Raw genomic sequence first — 22587 nt, 5'->3', positions numbered from 1 at the left:
CATCTCACCGGCGGTGAGGCCACAGAATGTTATGAATGCCCGCAGCCAGACGGCTTGGCGTCTGTTGACAGGTGAACAGACCGGGGCAATTTGAACAGATTTTTGCCACCTGCCCAAGCCAGTGGCAGAGCTTTCCAGGCTCTGGCAGGGTCTTGGCAGGCCGTGTTAACAATTAAGAACAAAAACAGCAGGCTGCGCTCCACCCATCGGCTCCATCAGCTATCAATTTCGAAGCTTCAGGATGACTTGCGGCGCCCGCAAGCAGGTGCACTCTGGTGCACATCGCGCCACAGCAGCATCTCGGCCACGCGCTCGGACTTGTCGTCATCAAAGCCCAGCTTCTGCGCGCGCTCGGCGGGGTTGGTCCAGGTGCCGAACAGCATGTCCCACAGCGGCAGGCCGTAGTTCTGCGCATGGTGGCCATGCTGATGGTGCACGGTATGCATTTCCGGGCGCTGCAGCACATAGCCGAGCCAGCGCGGCGTGCGCAGATCGGCATGGGTGAACAGATCGAAGGCCGCCGTCAGTCCCAGGGCCACGGCTGCCGCCGCCGGGCTGGCGCCCAGCACCCAGTAGCTGGAAATCACGCTCAGCAGCATGGCAGCGCAGGAGTCCAGCGGGTGGGCGTAGAACGAGGTCAGCACCTCGATGCGACGCGCACTGTGATGCAGTTGGTGAAACACGCGCCACAGCAGATCGGAGGCATGGGTGGCGCGGTGCCACCAGTAAAAGACAAAGCTGGTGATGAAAAAGCTCAGCAGCCCCACCAGCAGCGGACTCCAGCGCGCGCCCACATCCAGCAGCGCATGCTGGCGAATCCGGTCTTCCAGCAACCAGCCCAGCGCAAGCGTGCAGGCCAGTGTCAGCGCGCCCAGGGCGCTGCTGTAGATCAGCCAGCGCCGGTCGCAGAGATTGCGCGAGGCGGGCGCAATCACCTCACGCGTGAAAACCGCCACGAACAGCAGCGCAATCAGCGGATAGATCAGGTACTCCAGCACGGCAAACACTCCCCTTGCGGTTTGCCTTGCAGTCTATCGGCTGATGTGGACCTGCCGCTCTATTGGGGCAATACGAACTGCTCCAGCGGCGTGTCGTTGGGCGCGGCCAGCTGCTTCTTGAGCACCTCGCCCATGGGCAGGTTCAGGTTCACGTTCTTGGGCGCAATGGGCTGCATGAACCATTTGTTGTAGAGCTTGTGCAGCTCGCCCGAGCGGATCATCTGCAAAATGGCGCCGTCCACGGCCTTCTTGATCTGCGGGTCGTTCTTGCTGAACTGGATGGCAACCGGCTCGGCACCAATCACCTCGCCCACGATCTTGTAGCCCTTGGGATTCTTGCTCTGGCCGATCACGCCGGCCAGCATGTTGTCATCCAGCACAAAGGCATCGACGCGACCCGACTCCAGCATCAGAAAGCTCTCGAACTGGTCCTTGCTCATCAGAGTCTTGAAGTTCAGCTCGTTGTCGCTGGCGTACTTGCGCAGAATCTGCACCGCCGTCGTGCCCGTGATGGCGCCCACATTGCGCCCCTGCAGCTGCTTGAAGGAGGTGATGCCCGAGTCGGCACGCACGGCCATGCGCACCTCGCTGACATAGGTGGTCAAACCAAACGCCACCTGCTTCTGGCGCGTGAGGTTGTTGGTCATGCTGGCGCAGTTGAAATCGGCCGTGCCGTTGTTGATCAGCGGCATGGTGTTCTGCGGCGTCAGCACCATGTACTTGATCTGGGCCCTGGGCGCAATCGCATGCACCACGCGCTCGCAGAGGTCCATGTGATAGCCGACGAACTTCTCGTTGGCCCCGATCGCGTAGGACATGGGAACCGCAGCCTCCCGTACCCCCAGCACCACGGCGCCGCCTGCCTGCCAGCGCTGCAGCGTGGGCGATGCGGACAGATCCACCGCCGTGTCGATATTGGCACCGATAGTGGAGCTCGCCGCTTCAGTCTTGCCCGCAGCCATGGCCGAACCCGCACATACCAGCGCTGCTGCCAGCCCAACCCATTTCAACGACTTGCCCATCACCACTCCCGAAAAACAAAAGCGCCGAGACCTCTGGTCATCGGCGCTCATCACCCACCCGATCCGGCACACACCTCATGCACTCATGAGGCCCTGGCACGATTGTCCGTGTTCGCTTATTGCTTTGAGTGGAATGCTTATGCCTGCACGGCGCTTCATACGCCGCGTTTGGCGCCCATCAGCTCACGCAGGCGCTGGTGGATACTGTCGGCCTCATCGACCGGCTGCTGGTGCTTGGCCTGCAGATAGTGCTCGGTGAACACGCCCAGATAGCTCTCCAGCACGCGGCCGGCCTGCATATCACCGGCATCTCCCACCAGTTCCAGACACAGGGCCGCCACCTCGCTGGTGCAGAAATGGTCGTCGCGCTTGGATCTGCGCAACTGATAGCGAGAGATCAGATCCGGGTGCAGACTGAGCACGGGAAAGCCATCGAGATACGGGCTTTTGCGAAACATTTTGCGCGCCTCGGACCAGGTCGCGTCCAGCAGTATGAACAGCGGGCGCCTGCCGGGCTGCAGCGCGCGGCTGTCGCCGCCGTCCAGCGTCTCCACCACACGCTCGGCAGGCTCGGCAGGCTCGGCAGGCTCGGCATATTCGCCGGGAAACACCACATAGGGCTGCCATTGCGGATCGGCCAGCAAGGCCTGCAGCTGCGGATCCACCTCGGTGCGCGACCAGCCAAAGGCATAGGTGTCCTTCACCACATCGGCAATCAGCCAGCCCGTGTTGCTGGGTTTGAGCGGCTCGGCATCATGCATCAGCAGGCAGAAGGCTGCGCGCGTGGCCAGCTCGGGGCGCAGCGCGCACATGCAGTGCGAGGGGCGCAAACGGCAGCCCTCGCAGCGTTCACCCTTGGGGCCGCCACGCGCTAGAAACGGACGCGTACTGCGCGCCAGCCGCGCCTGGCGCAAGCGCGAGACGGCATGCGGGGGCAGCGTGGAGGCAAGGGCTTTCTGCGGAGTCAGAGCGGCAGGGGACAAAGGCGTGGAAGCGGGCAAGACGGACACCAGCAGGTTCAGACAGATGCCCGGATTGTCCCGCCTTTGCCAAATCCAGTGCTGATGCTGCAGGAGCGCCGTTTACTCACAGCCCCCCTGCTCGAAGGTCGGACCACGGCCGAAGCTGAACACCGTGGGCCTGGCATTCCTGAGTCCGGCGGAAATCACGTTCCTGAAGCGATCCGGCTCGCAGTTGAAGCGCGTGTCCAGCACATAGTCCTCGGACTCTGCCTTGACCATGGCATCGCGCCAGGCGGCCGTCGCATCCAGCACCTTGCCGTCCACCATGGGGGCCTGCACCGAGTAATTGATGAAGTTGGTCAGACGTGAACCCTTGGCCTCCAGATAGACCACGGGGTCGGCGGCATTGCCGCACAGCGTCAGGCAGTCGGCGTAGTAACGGCTGTCCAGCAAAGGCTCGAAGCCGCCAAAGGTCAGATCGCCGAGCTTTATATCGGGCTGACCCTCGGACACATTGAGCACGCTCTTGAGCGAGAGATTGCAGCTGGGTGCGATATCGATCTCGACAGACTCGATCACCTTGTCGGCTTCGTCGCTGACCAGGGTGATGTCGCAGCCGTCGGTGCGGAACTGGTGGCGGTGGAATTCCGAGCGCATGGCCGGGCCGGCAATCTTTTCCACATAGGCCAGATTCATGCCTATGGTTTCGGTGCTGAACAACTGGTCAATCACACGCTGGGCCTGGGTGGCAGGCTGTGCAGGCGCGGGGGCCGGCGCAGCGGCCGGGGCCTGTGCCGGGGGTGCGGCGCCCTCGGTCTTGGAGTCCGAGCAGGCCAGCAGCAGGGCTGCGCCAGCCATGGCAACGGTCCAGACTCCGCAGCGTTTGATCCAGCAATGAGGCATCTGCATATCCTTGTGAGTTCGCAAGCCCCGCAATATAGGTGCAGGCCCCGAAATCACCAAGAACAAGAGGTTTCAGCCCCCAACGCACTCCAGTTCGAACAGCGGCATATCCGCCCGACGGCTCAGCCATACGCCGCCGCCCAGCTCCTTGAAGTAAGGCTGCAGGCCGCGGCGGTACAGCTCGGCGCGGTGACGATACAGGCGCGGGTCGGTCAGATCTTCGTCAATGATGTCGCGCTCGTAATCCTCGCGTGCCACCGCCTCTATGTAGAGAGCGCCGCGCGACAGCCGGCCCAGATTGGCCAGCGCCTTTTTCAGATCGGCCGGGCTCAGATAGGGCAGCACGCCCTGGCAAATCACCAGATCGAAAGGCTGGCCATCGTTGGGCTGCCAATCCACCACCGAGCCCTGCTCCCAACCATAGCGCTCGCACAGATAGGGGCTGAACTCGACGCCCTGATACTGAACGCCCGGGAAATGCCTCTGCACCGCCTCGCGCCACAGGCCTATGCCGCAGCCCACATCAAGCACCCGCTGCACGGGCACGCGCAGATACGCAAGATACGAGCAGACGAACGCACCCAGCCGCCGCGCGTGCTCGGGATCGATCACGCTGGTCTTCTTGTCAAAGTAAAAGCGCTGGTAATACGCCTCGTCAAACCACTCGTTGCTTGCTGATTGCACGCAGCCTCCTTCAAAAAACAAACGGCGCCCGAAGACGCCGAAACTTCAAAAACCGACGCTGGCTCAGGAAAGAGGCAGCCAGCAAGTGCCTGGGCGGCCCCACCACCCCGCAGCGAGGCTATCGTCCCCTGCCGGGGGCAAGGTGCGCAGCGGCTGAAGGGGTTAAATTCTGCCGACCACGGACCAGCCCTTGCGCTGGTCCTGCTTGTTGTTCTCGTAGTCCCACACCGTGCCGCAGCGCTCGCAGACATAACGGGTCACCGTCGCCGTGCTCGAGCCGCGCTCCTCCTTGCGGTTGCCGCGCTGCATCAGTTCGGCATGGCCGGGGGCTTTGCGCCAGTTGCGCTGAATGCCGGCACAGGCATCGCACAGATGGTCTTCGGCAGGAGTGGTGGTGTTGGTCATGAAAAAACTACTGAATGTGGTGCAGCAGCCAGACATCCGCCCGCGCTGCAAAGCAGCCATTGTGCCGCCTGCCCCGGTTTTGCACCGGCAGCGGGCGCAGCATCACCGCTTGCAGGTCGGGCATGAGCAAGCGTGAAGCCGGCCCAGGCCCGTCTTTTTCCATGCTTCTTTGCTTAGATTTGTTACCAAATGATTCAGAATCGCTGTTCGTCAGACTTGAGCAAACGAACAACAAGGGAGAGATTTGTGTACAAGAAAACGTTGCTGGCGGCCCTGGTGGGCACGGGGCTGGGCATGAATGCGCTCGCGGCAGACATTCGCGACCAGTGGGACATCCAGATAAGCAAGGCGGAACTGGTGTTCCCCGGCACGCCACCTCAGGATGCGGCCAATGGCATCAAGGACGCACTGTCCCAGTTCGCGATTCCCGCCAATCTCAGCTACCGCGCCATGCCGTCCACACCGCCCGCGCGCCCCGGCGCCCCCAGACTCAAGCAGATGTCGGGAGCCGTACCCTCGCCCGAGTACCTTTGCGAGGACGCCTATGCCGAGATCTATAAAAAGCCCCCACCCGTCAAGAACGCCTTTGCATTTATCGCCGAAGGCCATCAAGTCTGCCTCTATAGCTTTGCCCAGGGTGTCAAGGCCTATGTGGTGTACTACAGCATCAAGCGCACCGAGTCACTGACCTCGGGCCTGTTCAATGGCATTACCAAGGCCATACGCGGCAGCGACGAGGACCGGGCTGCGGGCCAGCTCAAGGAAAACATCGACGCCATTCGCACCAAGCTTCCCAAGCTGCTGGTGGAACGCATCGATATTCCCGGCCGTCCACAGGAAACCCCGGATCTGCAGGCCGTGACCGCCCTGATTCCCCCTGCTCCCGAAGCCACCGCTACCGTCGCCGCCTCGCAGACCGCCGCTGCGGTTGGCACGCCCTTGCAGGCCAAGGTGGAAGCGCGCAAAAACCTCACCGCCATGGGCATGACCTATCACTCTCAGCCGCAGTTCATGGATGCCATACGACGCAAGGACGATGTGGCCGTTCAGTTGTTCATCGACGGCGGCGGCATCAATCTCGACGCCATCGACGGCAGCGGCAAGACGGCGCTGCAGATCGCGCAGGCCCAGGGCACGCCCGAAATCGTGGCCCTGCTCCAGCCCAGGACCAAGCCCGCAGCCGTGGAGGTACCTGCTTCGGTCGGAGCAACACCGGCGCTGCTGCAGCCCGCTTCAGCCGATGCAGCTCCTGTGGACTTCAGCAAGATCCCGCCTGAGCTGCTGAGCGAAATGGATGCCGAAGTGGCCAAGCTACCTGTATCGGCGGAGCAAAAACAGCTGGCGCGCAACAATCTGGCGCGTCAGTACCTCAAGATCCAGGCCCTGGCCAACGCCCTCAAGTCCCAATAACGCGATCTGACTCCTGCCATGTAAAAGGGCCGCTTGCGCAGCCCTGCTTCATGCGACGTGGATCACGCCTTGGCGGGGCGATAGGCCAGACAGATCTTGTTGCCGTCGGGGTCGCGCAGATAGGCCAGATACATGGAGTCGCCGCGCCAGCCCGGCGCGTCCTCGATCGACACACCACCGGCTGCCAGACCCGCCGCATGGGCCGCGTTCACCTGATCGGTGGACTGGGCCAGGAAGCCCGTGGTCGCGCCATTGCCCGAGCTGGCCGACTCGCCGTTGATGGGCGTGGAGATGGCAAACACGCCCGTGGGGCTGCGGTAGAAGAAGCGGTTCTTGTTGGCAACGCCGGGTGCAATGCCCAGCTGACCCAGCAGCGCGTCGTAAAAGCGCTTGCTGGACTCCAGATCATTTACACCCAGCATGATGTGGCTAAACATGGTTGTCTCCTGGAAAAGCCCTGTTTCGGGCGAAGATGGGAAATCGGCAAGCCATCGTAACGGGAGCTTGCCGTCCTCTTCTGTCACCCATTTTCAGCCCACCATGCTGCCAGACCATTTCACCCCGGTTCCCCTGGACAAGTCCTACCGCCTGCTCAATCACGGCCCCACGGTCATCGTCTCGGCCCAGCATGCAGGCGAGCGCAACGCCATGAGCGCGGCCTGGGCCTGCGCGCTCGATTTCGCGCCGCCCAAGATCAGCGTGGTGCTCGACAAGGCCACGCGCACGCGTGCGCTGGTCGAGGGCAGCGGCCTCTTCGCACTGCAGTTGCCCACCATGCCCCAGGCCGCCCTGACGGTAGGCATAGGCACGGACAGCGCAGTGACCGAACCTCACAAACTCGTCAAACATGGCGTGCAGCTTTTCGACGCCCCGGGCTTCGATGTACCGCTTGTGGCCGGCTGCGCCGCCTGGCTGGTCTGCAAGCTGATCCCCGAGCCACACAACCAGCAAAGCTATGACCTGTTCATCGCCGAAGTCGTCGCCGCCTGGGCCGACGAGCGCGTGTTCCGCAACGGACACTGGGAGTTCGGCTCCGCGCCTGCCGAGCTGCGCACCCTGCACTATGTGGCGGGCGGGCAGTTCTTCGCGATTGGCGAACCGGTGCTCGTGAAATAGAAGGTCTCATGGCTGCATCGCTTATGTATCAAGCGCTGGCAGCTATCAAAATAATGGGCACTTTGCCGTGACGGCCACTGACACCCTCAGGCCCCCTGGCCAGCAGCGCCTGCGCACCCAGGTCTTTGTAACCGCCTTGATTTAGACTGCATCACTGACTGACATATCAATCAACCCATGACTGCAGGTGCCGTACCGCCGCACAGGGCCGCGATCTCTGCTATCAATCACCGCGAAGTGACAGGCAATGGCGCAAGAGTTTTTTGATCCCGTGCTGTTCATCAAGGAAGAGGCGCCGACGTCGGTCGATCTGTCGCAGACACCGTTTTTCTGCAATATCCACGGGTTCCCGCACTATTGCGCAGAGCCGCCCACAGGCTTGAAGCTGCAAGAGCCTGCCACCAGTGACCCCGAGGTCGCCCTCGGCAACGCGTACCGCGTCCTTTCTGCGACCACCACCCGCCCAGACCCCAAGTACGGCAATCAGACCAGACTGGAGTTCCAGGCCGATCAGGTCGAGTACAAGGCCATTGCAGTCACGCATAAAACTGCAGCGGCATTCGGCATGACGCTGATAGAGCCGGGCCAGGGAATTCGCATCACCAGCCCGCAGCCGCATCTTTCGCTGGTCGACTATGAGTACGGCATGTTTGCCGGGCACCGCTCGCCCTATGAGGGCACCGGCTACCGCCTGCTGGGCAAGGTCTGTACCGACCTCGAGCATCACGATTTCCCGCATGTCTTCACCTCCATCGACCCACACCTGCCGCTGGTGATTTCGGTGGGAAAGTACTGGCCACAGCAGCAGAAGATCTGTCTGGCCGACCTCTGGCTGCCTCGTGGCATGGCCTTGTATGTGCCTCCCCGGCCCAATCTGCCTGGACAGACTTGCCTGGATCTGCACGGCAACCGCAATTCGGCCCTGGCCTGCTGGCGCGGGATAGAGCGCTCCAGCGTCAAAACCCAGACCCTGCTGCAGACCGAAGGCGGCTATTTCTACTGGTTCTGGAACGAGCTGCCCACCACCCACCCTCTTCTCGATCTGACAGGAGCGTCCCATGCTTGAAGCCCGCCCCCGCCTGCGCACCCTCGAACCCGACACGGACAACGGCCTCTACCAGACGCTGCTGGAATCCACCCTGGCGATTCCCTTCAAGATTGACTGGACCACGAAGAAATACAGCTATATCGGCCCGCAGATCGCTGATCTGCTGGGCTGGAGCCCCGAGAGCTGGGAGACCGTGAACGACTGGGCCGAACGCATCCACCCCGACGAGCGCGAACAGACCGTCTCGCGCTGCGTGGAGCTTTGCCTGGCTGGCGTGGATCACGAGGCCGAGTACCGTGCGCTGACCAGCGACAACCGCTTTGTCTGGGTTAAGGAAGTCGTGCATGTGCTGTGCGACGAACAGGGTCAGCCCACAGCGCTGATCGGCTTCACCTTCGACATCACCGAACAGAAAAAATCCGAGCATTTGCGGGCCGAGCTGGAGGCCCAGAAACTCTCCAACGCGCGCCTGCAGGAGCGCCTGCGCCTTACCCACGACCTGCACGATGGCCTGGGCGGCGAGCTGGTCCATATGATTGCTTCCGTCGAGCAGGGCAGCGATGCCCTGACCCGCCCCCAGGTGCTGTCCATGCTCAAGCTCATCCGCAACGACCTGCGCCAGAGCATAGACAGCAACGCCTCGGCCCAGGTGCGCGTGCCAGCCACTCCACAGGAATGGCTGGCACCCTTGCGCCGCCGCTTCAACGACCTGTTCGAGGCCCTCGGTGTGCGCTGCGACTGGCAGTTTCCGCAAAGCTGGAGCCAGCCGCCCAACGCGCTGCAATACCTGGCGCTGACCCGGCTGATCGAAGAGGCGCTGACCAACGTCATCAAGCACAGCCAGGCCCGTCATGTGCGCCTGTCCCTGGTGCAGTCGCAGGCCGAGGAACTGCTGCTGGAGATCGAGGACGACGGCGTAGGCTTTGATGTGCAGGCCGTGGATGCATCGGGACTGGGCGTTGGCATGCGCTCCATGGCGGTGCGCATTGCGCGGGTCGGCGGATTGCTGGAGATTGAGTCATCGCCGGGGCGGACGGCTTTGACGGCGAGGGTGGTGTTGGGGGCTGAGGATTGAGGCTTCTGGGCTGTAATGCTTATGCGGTAAGCGCTTGCGACTATCCATTTCCAACTGCGCTGAATCCACCACTTGCAGCGTTGCTGGCGACAGAGGCCGGGATTTCGCCCCGGCGGGCGACCTTCTTTTCTTGCTCGTGCAAGCAAAGAAGGCAAAAGAACACGCCCCGACTGTCCGTCGTCCCTACGCTACGTTTCACTTCGCTGCAGGCAAACCTGCACCACGCCATTCGGTCTGCTCTGCCGCCCAACTCGCTGCGCGGCATGCCGCTTCACTCAGACAAGCGGCGGCAAGCCCAAAGAATTGATGAACTATGACCTACTGACAGCAGTATTTAGCATATCTTTTTTTAATATATGCGATTCTATTTCTTATCTTCCTCTCCCATTCATCACTATCAAATTTAGGTTTTGGATATTTAAGTAAAGATACTAAAAATTCAGAAAAATTTTCGTATTCACCATTGTCCAACTTCCTCAGAGCAATCTCTATCCCCTTAATTCCATGACCAAAATATGCATTTTCAAGATAACATCTTGCAATCAAATATTTACTGAATTTTCTTGAAATTAAAACAGCCAACAATTGCTCACGCAACTTTCTTCTCAAAGTTCTTTCATACCTTGCCGTTATAGTTCGAGTTAATTGCTGCTCTATTGTGCTAGCTCCTTGAAAAATTCCTTTTATTTTTGTCGAATAAATAGCCCTCGCCATTGCTATGAAATCAACTCCAAAATGGTCTAGGAACCTATGATCTTCTGCGATAATTAATTTACTCACAAATTCTGTTTTTTCCTCGCAAAGCTCTGTATTTCTTATATTTTCCTCAAGAATTTTAAAGTCAATTTCAAACCGCCTGTAGATTTTTAGAGAAGCAATTGCAACTAAATAAAAGAAGACACTAAAAGGAAAATAAAGCAACGTTATCGCGAAATTTCTTTGCACTTAGAGAGCACCACTATCAACAACCAATCTGCCATGAGTTGCCTCCTTTTGACTAAACATGGAAGTACTCAAATATGCTATGCCACTCTTGTTTGCGACGCTCCATGTAAAATTCCCCTCAAGCAAAGAAAAATCTTCCAAGCGATAGAAAAATGGCACCTTAAAATTAACCACCATATGAGAAACTCTATCTTTGGATGTTATTTCACACATTAAGCTGAAATCATCTTTCAAGAAAATCTTTTTGTTATATTCTCCGTTAATCTTCATCGGAATTTTACTATCCCCCGTGTAATGAATAACATGAGGAGAACCCATCCCCGGCGATGAGTCTTCATATATCCGCTCACCTCCACCAATAAATCCATTATCTTTTGGAGAAAAATGTACTAGAAAATGTACTTCCATTCCTTTGTAAGAGTTCTTAGTTGACTCAGAAACAACTACTTTAAGGAAAAATCTTCCATTAAACTCAGGTTTCTTAAAAGCAATTTCTTTAAATAAAAAGAATATAAGCCCAGCAATGATCGCCGACAAAACCCCGGCAATCAAAGAATACAAAATATTATTTTTGTTAATTAAATCAATAAATTCTGTCATTTCGAAAAACTGCTAACTCATGCGGAAATTGCCAGACCCGTTGCTCGCGTCGAAGCCACATAAACCAACCTGGCCTCCAACGCCCCATCCTTCTCCACATCCTTGGTGCGGCGCTCTTTATCCGAAGTGACGACAGCAACCACCGACCATTCCAGCCCTTTGCTGGCATGCATGGTCATGACCTTGATGGAGTCTTCATCAGGCTTGAACTGGCCTGACTTTTCCCGCACCCGGTATGGCAGGCCTTTACGACGCAGGGCATCGGCGCAGACCACCATTTCATCCCTGTGGCGACATAGCACGGCCATCTCGCCCCAGGCATGACCTTGGGCGTGCTGGTCGGCCAGAAGGTCTGCCACGCGGCCTGCGCGGGCGGGCAAGGTGGGCAGGTCGATGACGATGGGCTCGGGGCCTTCGCGGCCGCAGCTCAGCGGTTTGAGCAGGGGGATGCCGTCTTCGTCCTTGGCATCCTCGGGCGTGAGCATGTCGCCGGCCACGCGGTGAGCCAGCTGCAAAATCTGGCGCGTGTTGCGGTAGTTGATCTTGAGAATGGTGGTGCGCCCGGACGCCTGTATGCCCACGCTTTTGAGGCTGAAGTTGCGCTTCTGGCCGCGGTCGTAAATGCTTTGTGCATCGTCATAGAGCAGCAGCAGGCTGTTGGTGTTCGGGTCCACCATCTGCGTGACGAGCTTCAGCCATTCGGGCGCAAAGTCATGGCCTTCGTCGATCAACACGGCGTGGTACTGGCCTGCGGGAATATGTTTGTCGTCCACGCCTTTGATGACGCGCTGCGCAAACTCAGCCATCTTCTGGCTCACATGCAAGCGGTCAAGGTCCGGGGTGTAGAGGTTGTAGGTAGTCAGCTGGGCACGCGTCCATTTGTCCCAATGCACGACATGCACACGGTCGGCCAGACCTTTGGCCTCCATGCTGGCCGCCAGCTTCACACCCAGCGGCTCGTTGTAGCAGAGCACCAGAATCGGCTTGCTACCCGGCCCTTGCGTCTGGGCCAGATGCTCGGCGCGGTAGCCGAGGATCATGGTCTTGCCCGAGCCCGCTACGCCGTGGATGACGCGGTGGCCGTCGCCCAGGCTGCGTGCCAGTTGCTCCTGCTGCAGGTCCATGACGCGCATGATGTCGGGCAGCTCTTCCTCATCCTGCGCGCCGTCTCCAAACAGGTTTTGCTGCTGGGGCACGCGCACCTCGGGAAACAGAATCCAGCGAATACGGTCGAGCTGTGGCAGGCTGATGGCGCGACCAAAGCTGTGCGGGAACATATCCCAAAGTCGCTGCTGGAAGGCTTCTGCGTCCACGGCTTCGACCATTTCGTCCTGACAGATGACCAGATGGCCGGGCAGTGCGTCACCCAGACCCGCAGCATCGAACTGCTTACGCGTGATGCGCGTGAAGACCACGCCGTGGCCCCAGGGAAAAGCCAGCTTGCCTTTGTGATCGCCATCGCCCTGCACCAGTTGCGGATCGCGCTCCAGTGCATTGATGACCTGAATCGCGCAGTGGCGCGCCTGCTGCAGCGGGCTCATCACCACCTTGGGCTGGCCGCTGCTGCTGTCGAGAATTTCGAAATATTCGCGCGTGGCCTTGCGAATGGTTTCCAGATGCCAATCCTTGGTTTCCAGAATCAGCGCACCCCGGCGCGGATGGACCACCACAAAATCGGGCCGCGTCTGTTTGGGACCAATTGGCACATCCCACCACAGCAAATAATCATCTTCGAGTTTTTGCTGCAAACGCTCGGCCAAACGTTTTTCACCACTGGTCATACGCCCCGCGCAGCTTCCAAGCGCGGGAATTAATACCGCCATTGCCTCCACCTCTTACTTGTATCTTCTTGTTTCAGGAATGGAGGTGTTTATATCCGATGAAGCCTTTCTGAATCTTGCAAAACCGATTAAAGCTGTCGCTCACGTTGACTTCAATGCAGGCTTGGGTTTATTTCGGGTATCGGTTGCGAGCTGATATTCGGAATGGGCGGTTTTTCCTCTGTGTCGTCCAAACAGAGAATTCAAGCTAAATCAGGCTCTAGCTCAATCGAGTCAAGCGCTGGTAGCTATCAAAATAGATTCAATGTTGTCGTACACGACAGAGGCCGGGATTTCGCCCCGGCGGGCGACTCACTTTCTGTCGCCAGAAAGTAAGCAAAGAGCACAACCCGACTGTCTGCGTCCCCGCGCTTCGCTACGGGCAAACCTGCGTCACGCCATTCAGGCTGCGGTGCCGCAAAACTCGCTTTGCGCTACGCGCGCCGCTCAAACAGGTTGCCGCAAATTTGTTCACGATGCATTGGCACTCTCCGGTGCCAATGCCCGCAGCCCGAACCGCGTGCCGCAGGCACAGACACACGGGTGAATTCGGGCGGCCTGCAAGAGTTATGACGAAATTGGCTTCTAGCCCAATCACAAATTGCGGTTGCGGCTATCAAATCTGATGGAAGCTATCTTTCGGTATCTCGCCCCTTGTGCCCACGCCTGCGACGGCGGCCTCTTGAGGCTGGCGTCTGCACCTCAGAGTGCAGACGCATCATGCTCTGACTTGCGGCAACGTGTTTGAGCGGAGTGCTGCAAGCACGCAGCGAGTTTTGCCGCACAGCCACAGGAGGTTGACGGCGCAGGTTGCCCCGTAGCGCAGCGAAGGGGTCGTGGGCAGCAGGGGCCGGCTCTTTGCCTACTTTCTTGCGAAGAAAGTAGGTCGGCGGGCGGGCCGAGACCCGCCTTCTGTCCGCCGGCAAGGCATGTCCCCGTAACAAAAAACTCAAGCCAAATCGGCCTTAGCGCAAGGCAAACCAAGCGCTGACAGCTATCAAAACAAGAAGGGCATGTGGCCCCGCAGGAACCACATGCCCCATCATCCTCAAACCCAGGCGCACAAAGCGCCATCAGTCATCAATATTCGAGGCAGATCTTGCCGAAATGCTTGCCCGCGGCCTGATGCTCGAAGGCCGCCACCATCTGCTCCAGCGGATAGCGGCTGTCGATCACGGGCTTCCAGCCGAAGTTCTCCAGCGCGCGCACCATGTCCTGCTGCTGCTCGCGGCTGCCGACGATGAGGCCCTTGAGGGTTTGCTGCTTGCGCATCATCTCCACCGTGGGCACGGCACCCGCAAAACCGGTCAACACACCGATCAGTGCGATATGGCCGCCCACGGCGCAGGCGCGAATGGACTGGGGCAAGGTGCCAGGGCCGCCGACCTCGACCACGATGTCGGCACCGCGACCGCCGGTGGCGGCCAGCACGGCGTCGCCCCATTCGGGCTGGTCCTTGTAGTTGATCACCAGATCGGCCCCCAATGCCTTGAGCTGCTCGGCCTTGGCCGCGCTGGATGTGGTGGCGATGACGGTGGCGCCCATGCTCTTGGCCATCTGCAGCGCAAAGATGGAGACGCCGCCCGTGCCCAATACCAGCACGGTGTCGCCGGCTTTGAGATGCCCGTCCACCACCAGCGCACGCCAGGCCGTGAGGCCGGCCGTGGTCAGCGTGGCGGCCTCGGCATGGCTCCAGCCCTTGGGTGCATGGGTAAAGCTGGTGGCAGGCAAGTTGACCTGTTCACGCGCAAAACCGTCCACGCCGTCGCCGGGTACGAGCTGGAAGTCGGACGGCACATGGCGGCCCGACAGCCATTGCGGAAAGAAGGTGGAAACCACAGCATCGCCCACGGCAAATTCCGTCACGCCTGCGCCCACGGCCGTGACCAGGCCAGCACCGTCGGCCATGGGAATGCGGCCGTCGGCCGCCGCGCCGGGGCGGCGCACCACACCCAGGTCGTGGTAGTTGAGCGAGCTGGCGTGAATGCGTACCTGGATCTCGCCGGCGGCGGGTGCCGCAGGCGCAGGCAGGTCGACAAGCTTCAGGTGTTCGAAACCGCCGGGGGCGGCCAGTTGCATGACTTTCATGGAGTGCTCCTCAAGAAGTGAAACAGATGCTCTGCATGGTGCCGCCAATGCACGCCAGCCGCCAGTACCAACATATTTGTTGGGTAGTATTAAAAATGTAAGTAATGCATGGGCGCTGGCTGGCGCTACGATGCTTGCAGTCCGGAACTGCAGTGAGGTGATCATGAAACGATTGAACAGCAAGAGCGGCTGCGCCGTGGAGGTGACGCTGTCGGTGATGGGCGGCACCTGGAAGCCCGTCATCCTGTTCCATCTGCTGCCCGGCAAAAAGCGCTTTGGCGAGCTGGGCCGCATCATCGGCGGCATCACCCAGCGCATGCTGACGCTGCAGTTGCGCGAGCTGGAAGAGGCCGGCATTGTCGAGCGCACGGTGTATGCCGAAGTGCCACCACGCGTGGACTATGCGCTGACCGAGCTGGGCCGCAGCCTGCAGCCGGTGCTGATTGCCATGCGCAACTGGGGCATCGAATACAGCAAGAGCTTTGATACAGCCGGCTCCTTGCAGGACGACGATCAGAACTTCGCGGCCTGTCTGCCGGACTTGAAGCAAAAACAGGCTTGAACGCCTACCCATCAAGCGTCAACAGCTATCAATTCCAATAAATCAACAGCAAAAAGCCCGCAGGCTGCAAAAGCTTGCGGGCTTTGTTCTAAAGCCGCAGGCTTACTTGCCGGCGGTCAGCGTGGTGTAGCTGTTGATCAGGTTGCGGTAGTCGGGGATGTGGTTGGAGAACAGAGTCCCCAAGCCCTCGATATCGTTGCGCCAATCGCGGTGCAGCTCGCAGGCCGCGCCAAACCAGGTCATGAGCTGGGCGCCGGCCTGCTCCATGCGGCTCCAGGCAGCCTGCTGGGTCATGCTGTTGAAGGTGCCCGAAGCATCTGCAATCACGAACACCTCGAAGCCTTCAGCCAGAGCCGACAACACCGGGAAGGCCACGCAGACCTCGGTCACCACGCCGGCCACGATGAGCTGCTTCTTGCCCGTGGCCTTGACGGCCTTGACGAAGTCCTCGTTGTCCCAGGCATTGATCTGGCCGGGGCGGGCGATATAGGGAGCCGTGGGGAATTTTGCCTTGAGCTCGGGCACCAGGGGCCCGTTGGGGCCGGTCTCGAAGCTGGTGGTCAAAATCGTGGGCAGCTTGAAGTATTCGGCCATGTCGGCCAGGGCCAGCACATTGTTCTTGAACTTGTCGGGGTCGATATCGCGCACCAGGGACAGCAGACCGGTCTGGTGATCCACCAGCAGCACGGCGGCATTGTCCTTGTCGAGGCGGATATAGGGCTTGTTGCTCATGACGATCTCCTTCAGAGGTAGTGGAGGGGTGAGGAAAATCAAACGCGCTGGGAGTCCAGCACTTCGTGGTTCTGCACCACTTCCTGCGCCTTGGCGTAGCTTTCGATCAGCAGCTGGTAGTTGGGGAAGATGCCGGTATAGGCCTGTGCCCATTCAGCCGCGTCTTCGCGGTTCCAGGTCTTTTGCAGCTCCGAGGCCACGGCCGCGGTGTCTATGGGCACCACACCGGCCTGCAGCATGCGGGCCAGAGTGATTTCCTCGGCCATCTTGGAGTAGGTGCCCGACGCATCGATGACAGCAAACACTTGGTAGCCATCGGCCACGGCAGCGATGGAGGGGAAGGCCATGCAGACGCTGGTGATGGTGCCGGCGATGATGAGCTGCTTCTTGCCCGTGGCCTTGACGGCCTTGACGAAGTCTTCGTTGTCCCAGGCATTGATCTCGCCCTTGCGCGCCACGTAGGTGGCGTGAGGCGCATTCTGGTGGATTTCGGGAATCAGCGGACCGTTGGGGCCCTGAGGCACGGAGGCTGTGGTGACCACGGGGATCTTGGCCAGCGAAGCGATCTTGGCCAGCGTGCTGGCCAGACGGCGCAGCGTGGTGAACGGCATGTCCTGCACGGTCTGGAACAGGCCGCTCTGGTGGTCGATCAGCAGCATGGCCACGTTGTCGGGATCAATCACGGGCTTGGCGCCGTTGAAATTGGCGGGGATGGCTGCGGTCTGGATGCTCATGGAAGTCTCCTTGGAGTTGGGAGCGAAGGGGAGGTTTCGCTCCCCGGCCGCATCGCTGCAGGGCCGGGGATACGGTGGCACTGAGGGCTCAGTGGTTCGGCACAGCCGTGGGCGCATGGCGCTCGGCCGCCGGAATGCGGCCGAACTGGCCGCTGCGGAAGTCCTCCAGCGCCTGCTGGATTTCCTCGTCGCTGTTCATGACGAAGGGGCCGTAGCCGACCACGGGCTCGTCAATCGGTTCGCCTGACAGCCACAGCAGCGTGACGTCGCTGTTGGCTTCCAGATGCACGCTGTCCGCAGCGCGATCCATATGCACCAGCTGTCCGGCGCGGGCAATCTCCTGCCCGTTGACCAGCAGCGTGCCGTGCAGCACCACCAGCGCCAGCGTGTGGCCGGCCCGGGCCTGCAGCTCGGTGGCTGCTCCGGCGTTCAGCCGCACATCCCAGACATCGATAGGCGTGAAGGTCTTCGCCGGGCCGCGAGAGGCGCTCCCCTGGCTGCCAAGGTAGTCACCGGCAATGACACGCAGATGACCCGCACCGTCCGGCAGCGCGACCTGCGGGATGTCGGCATTCAGCAAGGTCTGGTAGCCGGGGGCGGACATCTTGTCCCTGGCCGGCAGGTTGACCCACAGCTGCACCATCTCCAGCGGGCCGCCGCTCTTGGCAAAGGCTTCGGAGTGGTATTCCTCGTGCAGGATGCCCGAGGCTGCCGTCATCCACTGCACGTCGCCGGGGCCGATGGTGCCACCAGCGCCGGTGGAGTCGCGGTGGGCCACCTCACCCTCGTAGACGATGGTCACGGTCTCGAAGCCGCGGTGCGGATGCGTGCCCACGCCGCGCCGTGCCGTGGTGGGCGTGAAGGTCTGAGGGCCTGCATGATCCAGCAGCAGAAAGGGGCTCAGGGCCTTGCCGTGGTCGCCATAGCTGAACAGCGAGCGCACGGGAAAACCGTTGCCCACCCAGTGGGGACGGGGAGCTTCGTAGACACCCAGGATTTTCTTGAGCATGACATTTCTCCTTGCGGCTGGCCTGCGGTTCCTATGGATGCCGCAGGCGTTGAACATGGAGAAAGTATGAATTTGGAACGATGACTTGAGTAGTCCACAATATTCAGCCTCAGAGTTCTATTTTTAAAACAATGAAGCTGCCCGATCTCAACGAGCTGTACTACTTCGCCCAGGTGGTGGAGCACGGCGGATTCGCGCCTGCAGGCCGTGCCCTGGGGTTGCCCAAGTCCAAGCTCAGTCGCCGCGTGGCACTGCTCGAGGAACGCCTGGGCGCGCAATTGCTGCTGCGTTCCACGCGCAGCTTTGCCGTGACCGAGGTTGGCAAGCGCTACTACCAGCACTGCCGCGCCATGCTGACCGAGGCAGAGGCCGCCGAGGAGTCCGTGGCGCTGGTGCATTCCGAGCCCTGCGGCAAGGTGCGCATGAGCTGCCCCGTGGCCTTGCTGGCCTCGCGCGTGGGCCGCATGCTGGGAGAATTCATGCGCCAGTACCCCCGCGTGGAGCTGCAGGTAGACGAGACCAACCGGCGCGTGGACGTGATTGGCGAGGGGCTGGATCTGGCCCTGCGTGTGCGCCCGCCGCCGCTGCAGGACAGCGATCTGGTGCTGCGCACGCTGGCCGAGCGCCGGCAATGCCTGGTGGCCGCCCCCGAGCTGCTGCAGCGCCTGGGTCAGCCCGGCGGCCCCATGGACCTGTCGGCCTGGCCCAGCCTGGATATGGGCGGCCTGCAGGAAACCCACCGCTGGGTACTGCACGGGCCCGAGGCCGTGCGCGCCGAGGTCAGGCACCAGCCGCGGCTGGTGACGCAGTCCATGCTGGCCCTGCGCGATGCAGCTCTGCTGGGCGCCGGGGTGGTCCAGCTGCCCAGCATGTTCGTGCGCGAAGACCTGCGCAGCGGCACGCTGGTGCAGGTGCTGCCGGGCTGGGAGCCGCGCCCCGAAATCATCCATGCCGTCTACGCCTCGCGTCGCGGTCAGTTGCCCGCCGTGCGCGCGCTGCTCGACCATCTGGCCCAGTCCTTCAGGACCTTGTCGGAAGACTGAGCATCAAAACCGCCTCCAGCACTTTCTGGGTAAGCGCTGTCAGCTATCGAAACGATAACTGCAGCATCAGCCCAGAGCCGCCTGGATATCGTCCGCCAGCTTCTCGGGCTTGTCCTGGGGGGCATAGCGTCGTATCACCTGCCCGTCGCGGCCCACGAGAAATTTGGTGAAATTCCATTTGATGGACTTGGTGCCCAGCACACCCGGCGCTTCAGAGGTGAGCCAGCGGTACAGCGGGTGCGCACCGTCGCCGTTGACCTCGATCTTGTGCATCAGCGGAAAGCTGACGCCGAAGTTCAGCTCGCAAAAGCTCGCGATCTCCTCATCCGAGCCTTTTTCCTGGGCACCGAACTGGTTGCAGGGAAAGCCCAGCACCACCAGGCCCCGGTCCGCATACTGTTCGTGCAGTGCCTGCAAGCCTTTGTACTGGGGCGTGAAGCCGCAGGCACTGGCGGTATTCACGATCAGCAATACCTTGCCCTGGTACTGCGACAGAGGAACGCTACGCCCCTGGATGTCGGTGGCTTCAAAGTCATAAACGCTGTTTGCCATGCTGCTCTCCCGCCAATGCGAAGCCGCAAGCTTAAGGCAGTCGGCAACCGGTCTCACAGCTAGAAACAACCCTGCTTAACCGCGCCACGGAGACAATACCGGGGCTGCGACCATAGAAAAACCGATCCCCGCAAGCAGAGCGCCTGTTTTTTGGGCATTCTTCGCAGTCTTGCCTTCTTGCGGCCCTTGGCGGGCTGCCTTGCAACGTGCGTTTGTCCTTGAACGAATTGAAAGAAAAATGGCTAGCCCAGGCCACAGCTTTGTGGATGCGCGCTCGCGCCAGCACTGCCGGCCAGCGCATTGCGGCCCTGCCATGGTGGCGTCGCTGGCCGACGCGGCGTGAATGGCTGTGGTTTGCCGCGGCCTTGCCGGTGCTGTTTGTCGTCTATGTGCTGCTGCTGATTCCGTTCACGCCCAGCATCAGCGACATCCGCAAGGCCAAGCTCGAGCAGCCTGCGCAGATCCTGAGCGCCGACGGCAAGCTGATCGGCGAGTTCAAGCGCAGCAACCGCCAGTGGGTGCCGCTGGAGCAGATTTCGCCCGCCGTGGTCAAGGCCCTCGTGGCCACCGAAGACCACCGCTTCTACGAGCACCATGGCATGGACTTCACGCGCACCGTGGGTTCAGTCATCCATACGCTGGGCGGCAATCCCCAGGGCGGCTCCACCATCACCCAGCAGCTGGCGCGCAATCTCTATCCCACGGAAATCGGCCGCGCCCGCAATGTGAACCGCAAGCTCAAGGAGGCGATCACGGCCTTCAAGATCGAGGCGCTCTACACCAAGGACGAGATTCTCGAGACCTATCTGAACACCGTGCCCTTTCTCTACAACGCCTATGGCATAGAGATGGCGGCGCGCACCTATTTCGACAAGCCGGCGGCCAGGCTCACGGTGCTGGAAAGCGCCACGCTGGTGGGCATGCTCAAGGGCAATGCCTATTACAACCCGGTGATCAACCCCGACCGCGCGATTGCCCGGCGCAACACCGTGCTGAGCCAGATGGTCAAGCGCGGCGAGCTCAAGGACGATGAGTTCGAGCGCCTGAAGAAGCGCCCCATGCGTCTGGACTTCGAGCGCCAGGAAGAACCCACGGGCATGGCGCCGCATTTTTCCCAGCAACTGCGCAAATGGCTGATCGCCTGGGCCGACAAGCACGACTACAACATCTATACCGACGGCCTGGTCGTGCGCACCACCCTGGATTCGCGTCTGCAGACCTGGGCGCAGCAGGCCGTGAATCGCCAGATGCATACGTTGCAGGGCATTGCCAACAACAACTGGAGCCACCGGGACGGCTGGAGCGCCGAGAACGCGCTGGTGCTGCAGCTGGTGCGCGAGACGGAGGCCTTTCGCAAGCTCGCCAGAAGCGGCAGGCCTTCCGATATCAGCGAAGAAGAAGCGCTCAAGAAGCTGCTGGCCGACAAGGCCTTCATGAGGCAGCTGCGCGAAGACAAGACCCGCGTGCAGGCCGGCTTTCTGGCCATAGACCCGCGCACCTCGGCCGTGCTGGCCTGGGTGGGCAGCCGCGACTATGCCCAGGATGCGTTCGACCATGTGGCCCAGGCGCGCCGCCAGCCCGGCTCCACCTTCAAGCCCTTTGTCTATGGCGCAGCCCTGCAGCGCGGCGCCAGGCCCGACGACACGCGCAAGGACGAAGCCGTGGAAATCCAGCTGCCCGGCGGCGAGGTATGGCGTCCCAGCGATGCCGTCGAGCCCACGGGCGTGCCCATGAAGCTCAGCGATGCGCTGGCCTATTCCAAGAACACCATCACGGCCGAGCTGGGCCAGGAAGTGGGCATGGACCGCGTCATCAAGCTGGCACGCGCTCTGGGCGTGCGCCAGAGCCCGCTGGAGCCCGTGCCTTCGCTGGCGCTGGGCTCCAGCCCCGTCACGCTGCTGGAGATGGTCAACGCCTACGGCAGCATTGCCAACTCCGGCCACTACATTCCGCCCCAGCTGGTCACCCGTATCGAGAATGCCGATGGCGAGCTGCTGGCTGAATTCACCCCGCCCAAGCCCGATCAGGTCTGGGACGAGGAAGAGAACTACGGTCTGCTGGAGATGATGCGCGCCGTGATCGACAAGGGCACGGGCCGCGCGATTCGCAAGCAATACGGCATTCGCGCCGATGTGGCCGGCAAGACCGGCACCACCCAGGGCAATGCCGACGGCTGGTTCATCCTCATGCACCCGCAGATCGTGGCTGGTGCCTGGGCCGGCTTCAACGATGCACGCATCACGCTCAGGAGCGACCAATGGGGCCAGGGTTCGCGCAGCGCCCTGCCCATGGTGGGTGACTTCATGTCGCGCGCCATGCGCAGCCCGCTGCTCAATGCCAAGGCCCGGTTCACCGAGCCCAACACCAGCCACTGGTGGAGCGATCTGGTGGGCCGCCTGCGCGACAAGGTTCAGGAATGGAGCGGGCCCGCAGCAGAGGGCAACGATCCTGATCGCACAGCGCCGACGACTCCTGCCCATCCAGCCCCCAACAGGAGCAATGGCAGCGAGGTCGACATCATCGAGAGCACGCCCGCAGCGCCGCCCTCGACCGCCGTCCAGCCGGCGCCCGCCGACAGCAGCGCCCAGCCGCCCGATCTGGACAGCAGCCCCGGGCTGGCGCCCGGCGAGATGATGCCAGCACCGGCCAGAACCCCCGCGCCGTCAAGCTGGAGCGATATAGGCACACCACTGCCGCCAGCGGCGCCACTGAATGCGCCGCAGGACAACCAGTAGCGCGGTTTTCAGCCACATGCCCCACTGGGCTGTCGAATAACTGGTCCAATTGCGCACCGATACCCGCCAGCAGGCCTCCCACCAGGAGGCCGCTGGCGGATTTGTTTTCGCCGGGCATGTAACCCACATGCCGATAGCGCTGCG

The 22587-nt window shown here is 61.1% G+C and carries 22 protein-coding genes; 7 read left to right on the top strand and 15 right to left on the bottom strand.

Annotated elements, in window-relative coordinates:
- Nucleotides 1–236: 236 nt before the first annotated feature.
- The 6 genes from CTATCC11996_RS01910 to CTATCC11996_RS01885 form a co-directional block, all read right to left on the bottom strand.
- The gene (locus CTATCC11996_RS01910) at nt 237–998 is read right to left on the bottom strand and encodes a sterol desaturase family protein (RefSeq protein WP_236597892.1); all 762 of its coding nucleotides are present in this window, start codon (nt 996–998) and stop codon (nt 237–239) included.
- A 59-nt stretch (nt 999–1057) separates the two neighbouring features.
- On the bottom strand, nt 1058–2020 hold the full coding sequence (locus tag CTATCC11996_RS01905; protein WP_003072396.1) for a transporter substrate-binding domain-containing protein: 963 nt from the start codon (nt 2018–2020) through the stop codon (nt 1058–1060).
- A 155-nt stretch (nt 2021–2175) separates the two neighbouring features.
- Nucleotides 2176–3021: a tRNA-uridine aminocarboxypropyltransferase gene (locus CTATCC11996_RS01900; RefSeq protein ID WP_003072394.1), complete on the bottom strand. Its 846-nt coding sequence runs from the start codon at nt 3019–3021 to the stop codon at nt 2176–2178.
- Between the two features lie 81 nt (nt 3022–3102).
- Nucleotides 3103–3885, bottom strand: a complete 783-nt coding sequence (locus tag CTATCC11996_RS01895; protein ID WP_003072393.1) for a hypothetical protein — start codon at nt 3883–3885, stop codon at nt 3103–3105.
- Nucleotides 3886–3957: 72 nt separating this feature from the next.
- Complete coding sequence (locus tag CTATCC11996_RS01890) at nt 3958–4569, bottom strand: class I SAM-dependent methyltransferase (protein WP_003072391.1); 612 nt, start codon at nt 4567–4569, stop codon at nt 3958–3960.
- A 162-nt stretch (nt 4570–4731) separates the two neighbouring features.
- Complete coding sequence (locus CTATCC11996_RS01885) at nt 4732–4974, bottom strand: hypothetical protein (RefSeq protein ID WP_003066979.1); 243 nt, start codon at nt 4972–4974, stop codon at nt 4732–4734.
- A gap of 246 nt (nt 4975–5220) precedes the next feature.
- Between CTATCC11996_RS01885 and CTATCC11996_RS01880 the strand changes: the two genes are divergently transcribed.
- A complete protein-coding gene (locus CTATCC11996_RS01880; RefSeq protein WP_034347951.1) occupies nt 5221–6384 on the top strand; it encodes an ankyrin repeat domain-containing protein in 1164 nt (387 codons plus the stop codon).
- Nucleotides 6385–6446: 62 nt separating this feature from the next.
- Here CTATCC11996_RS01880 and CTATCC11996_RS01875 read toward each other — a convergent pair whose 3' ends face one another.
- A complete protein-coding gene (locus CTATCC11996_RS01875; protein WP_003072386.1) occupies nt 6447–6821 on the bottom strand; it encodes a VOC family protein in 375 nt (124 codons plus the stop codon).
- Between the two features lie 103 nt (nt 6822–6924).
- On the opposite strand from CTATCC11996_RS01875, the gene CTATCC11996_RS01870 reads away from it, so the two are divergent.
- The 3 genes from CTATCC11996_RS01870 (at nt 6925) to CTATCC11996_RS01860 (ending at nt 9623) form a co-directional block, all read left to right on the top strand.
- Entirely contained in the window at nt 6925–7500 is a 576-nt protein-coding gene (locus CTATCC11996_RS01870) for a flavin reductase family protein (RefSeq protein WP_003072383.1), read from the top strand.
- Nucleotides 7501–7747: 247 nt separating this feature from the next.
- A complete protein-coding gene (locus tag CTATCC11996_RS01865) occupies nt 7748–8566 on the top strand; it encodes a hypothetical protein (RefSeq protein WP_003072381.1) in 819 nt (272 codons plus the stop codon).
- Nucleotides 8559–9623, top strand: a complete 1065-nt coding sequence (locus CTATCC11996_RS01860; RefSeq protein ID WP_003072378.1) for a sensor histidine kinase — start codon at nt 8559–8561, stop codon at nt 9621–9623. Before CTATCC11996_RS01865 ends, CTATCC11996_RS01860 begins: the two co-directional genes overlap by 8 nt.
- A 318-nt stretch (nt 9624–9941) precedes the next feature.
- Here CTATCC11996_RS01860 and CTATCC11996_RS24730 read toward each other — a convergent pair whose 3' ends face one another.
- The 4 genes from CTATCC11996_RS24730 to CTATCC11996_RS01845 all read right to left on the bottom strand — a co-directional run bounded on the left by CTATCC11996_RS24730 (nt 9942) and on the right by CTATCC11996_RS01845 (nt 15076).
- The gene (locus CTATCC11996_RS24730; protein ID WP_080569823.1) at nt 9942–10568 is read right to left on the bottom strand and encodes a biosynthetic peptidoglycan transglycosylase; all 627 of its coding nucleotides are present in this window, start codon (nt 10566–10568) and stop codon (nt 9942–9944) included.
- Nucleotides 10569–11168, bottom strand: a complete 600-nt coding sequence (locus tag CTATCC11996_RS01855) for a hypothetical protein (protein ID WP_003072374.1) — start codon at nt 11166–11168, stop codon at nt 10569–10571.
- Nucleotides 11169–11185: 17 nt separating this feature from the next.
- The gene (locus tag CTATCC11996_RS01850; protein ID WP_050878820.1) at nt 11186–12991 is read right to left on the bottom strand and encodes a DEAD/DEAH box helicase; all 1806 of its coding nucleotides are present in this window, start codon (nt 12989–12991) and stop codon (nt 11186–11188) included.
- 1077 nt (nt 12992–14068) lie between these two features.
- On the bottom strand, nt 14069–15076 hold the full coding sequence (locus tag CTATCC11996_RS01845) for a zinc-dependent alcohol dehydrogenase family protein (protein WP_003072369.1): 1008 nt from the start codon (nt 15074–15076) through the stop codon (nt 14069–14071).
- Nucleotides 15077–15239: 163 nt separating this feature from the next.
- On the opposite strand from CTATCC11996_RS01845, the gene CTATCC11996_RS01840 reads away from it, so the two are divergent.
- Nucleotides 15240–15638 carry a winged helix-turn-helix transcriptional regulator gene (locus CTATCC11996_RS01840; RefSeq protein WP_034347949.1) on the top strand — a complete coding sequence of 133 codons (399 nt, stop codon included), beginning with the start codon at nt 15240–15242 and terminating at the stop codon, nt 15636–15638.
- Between the two features lie 102 nt (nt 15639–15740).
- Here CTATCC11996_RS01840 and ycaC read toward each other — a convergent pair whose 3' ends face one another.
- The 3 genes from ycaC to CTATCC11996_RS01825 form a co-directional block, all read right to left on the bottom strand.
- A complete protein-coding gene (gene ycaC / locus CTATCC11996_RS01835) occupies nt 15741–16370 on the bottom strand; it encodes an isochorismate family cysteine hydrolase YcaC (protein ID WP_003072364.1) in 630 nt (209 codons plus the stop codon).
- Between the two features lie 38 nt (nt 16371–16408).
- A complete protein-coding gene (locus tag CTATCC11996_RS01830; protein WP_003072363.1) occupies nt 16409–17104 on the bottom strand; it encodes an isochorismatase family protein in 696 nt (231 codons plus the stop codon).
- 88 nt (nt 17105–17192) lie between these two features.
- On the bottom strand, nt 17193–18113 hold the full coding sequence (locus tag CTATCC11996_RS01825; RefSeq protein ID WP_003072361.1) for a pirin family protein: 921 nt from the start codon (nt 18111–18113) through the stop codon (nt 17193–17195).
- Between the two features lie 131 nt (nt 18114–18244).
- Between CTATCC11996_RS01825 and CTATCC11996_RS01820 the strand changes: the two genes are divergently transcribed.
- On the top strand, nt 18245–19156 hold the full coding sequence (locus CTATCC11996_RS01820; RefSeq protein ID WP_003072360.1) for a LysR family transcriptional regulator: 912 nt from the start codon (nt 18245–18247) through the stop codon (nt 19154–19156).
- 66 nt (nt 19157–19222) lie between these two features.
- Here the strand turns inward: CTATCC11996_RS01820 and CTATCC11996_RS01815 are convergent, their stop codons facing one another.
- Nucleotides 19223–19708, bottom strand: a complete 486-nt coding sequence (locus CTATCC11996_RS01815; RefSeq protein ID WP_003072357.1) for a glutathione peroxidase — start codon at nt 19706–19708, stop codon at nt 19223–19225.
- A 266-nt stretch (nt 19709–19974) separates the two neighbouring features.
- On the opposite strand from CTATCC11996_RS01815, the gene CTATCC11996_RS01810 reads away from it, so the two are divergent.
- Nucleotides 19975–22443, top strand: coding sequence for a penicillin-binding protein 1A (locus CTATCC11996_RS01810; protein ID WP_003072355.1), 2469 nt, complete (start codon nt 19975–19977; stop codon nt 22441–22443).
- Nucleotides 22444–22587: the final 144 nt, after the last annotated feature.

Source organism: Comamonas testosteroni ATCC 11996 (assembly GCF_000241525.1).
GTDB classification, from domain to species: Bacteria; Pseudomonadota; Gammaproteobacteria; order Burkholderiales; family Burkholderiaceae_C; genus Comamonas; species Comamonas testosteroni.
Note: the sequence above shows the minus strand (reverse complement) of the source record. Positions and strands in the feature narration are given on the sequence as shown.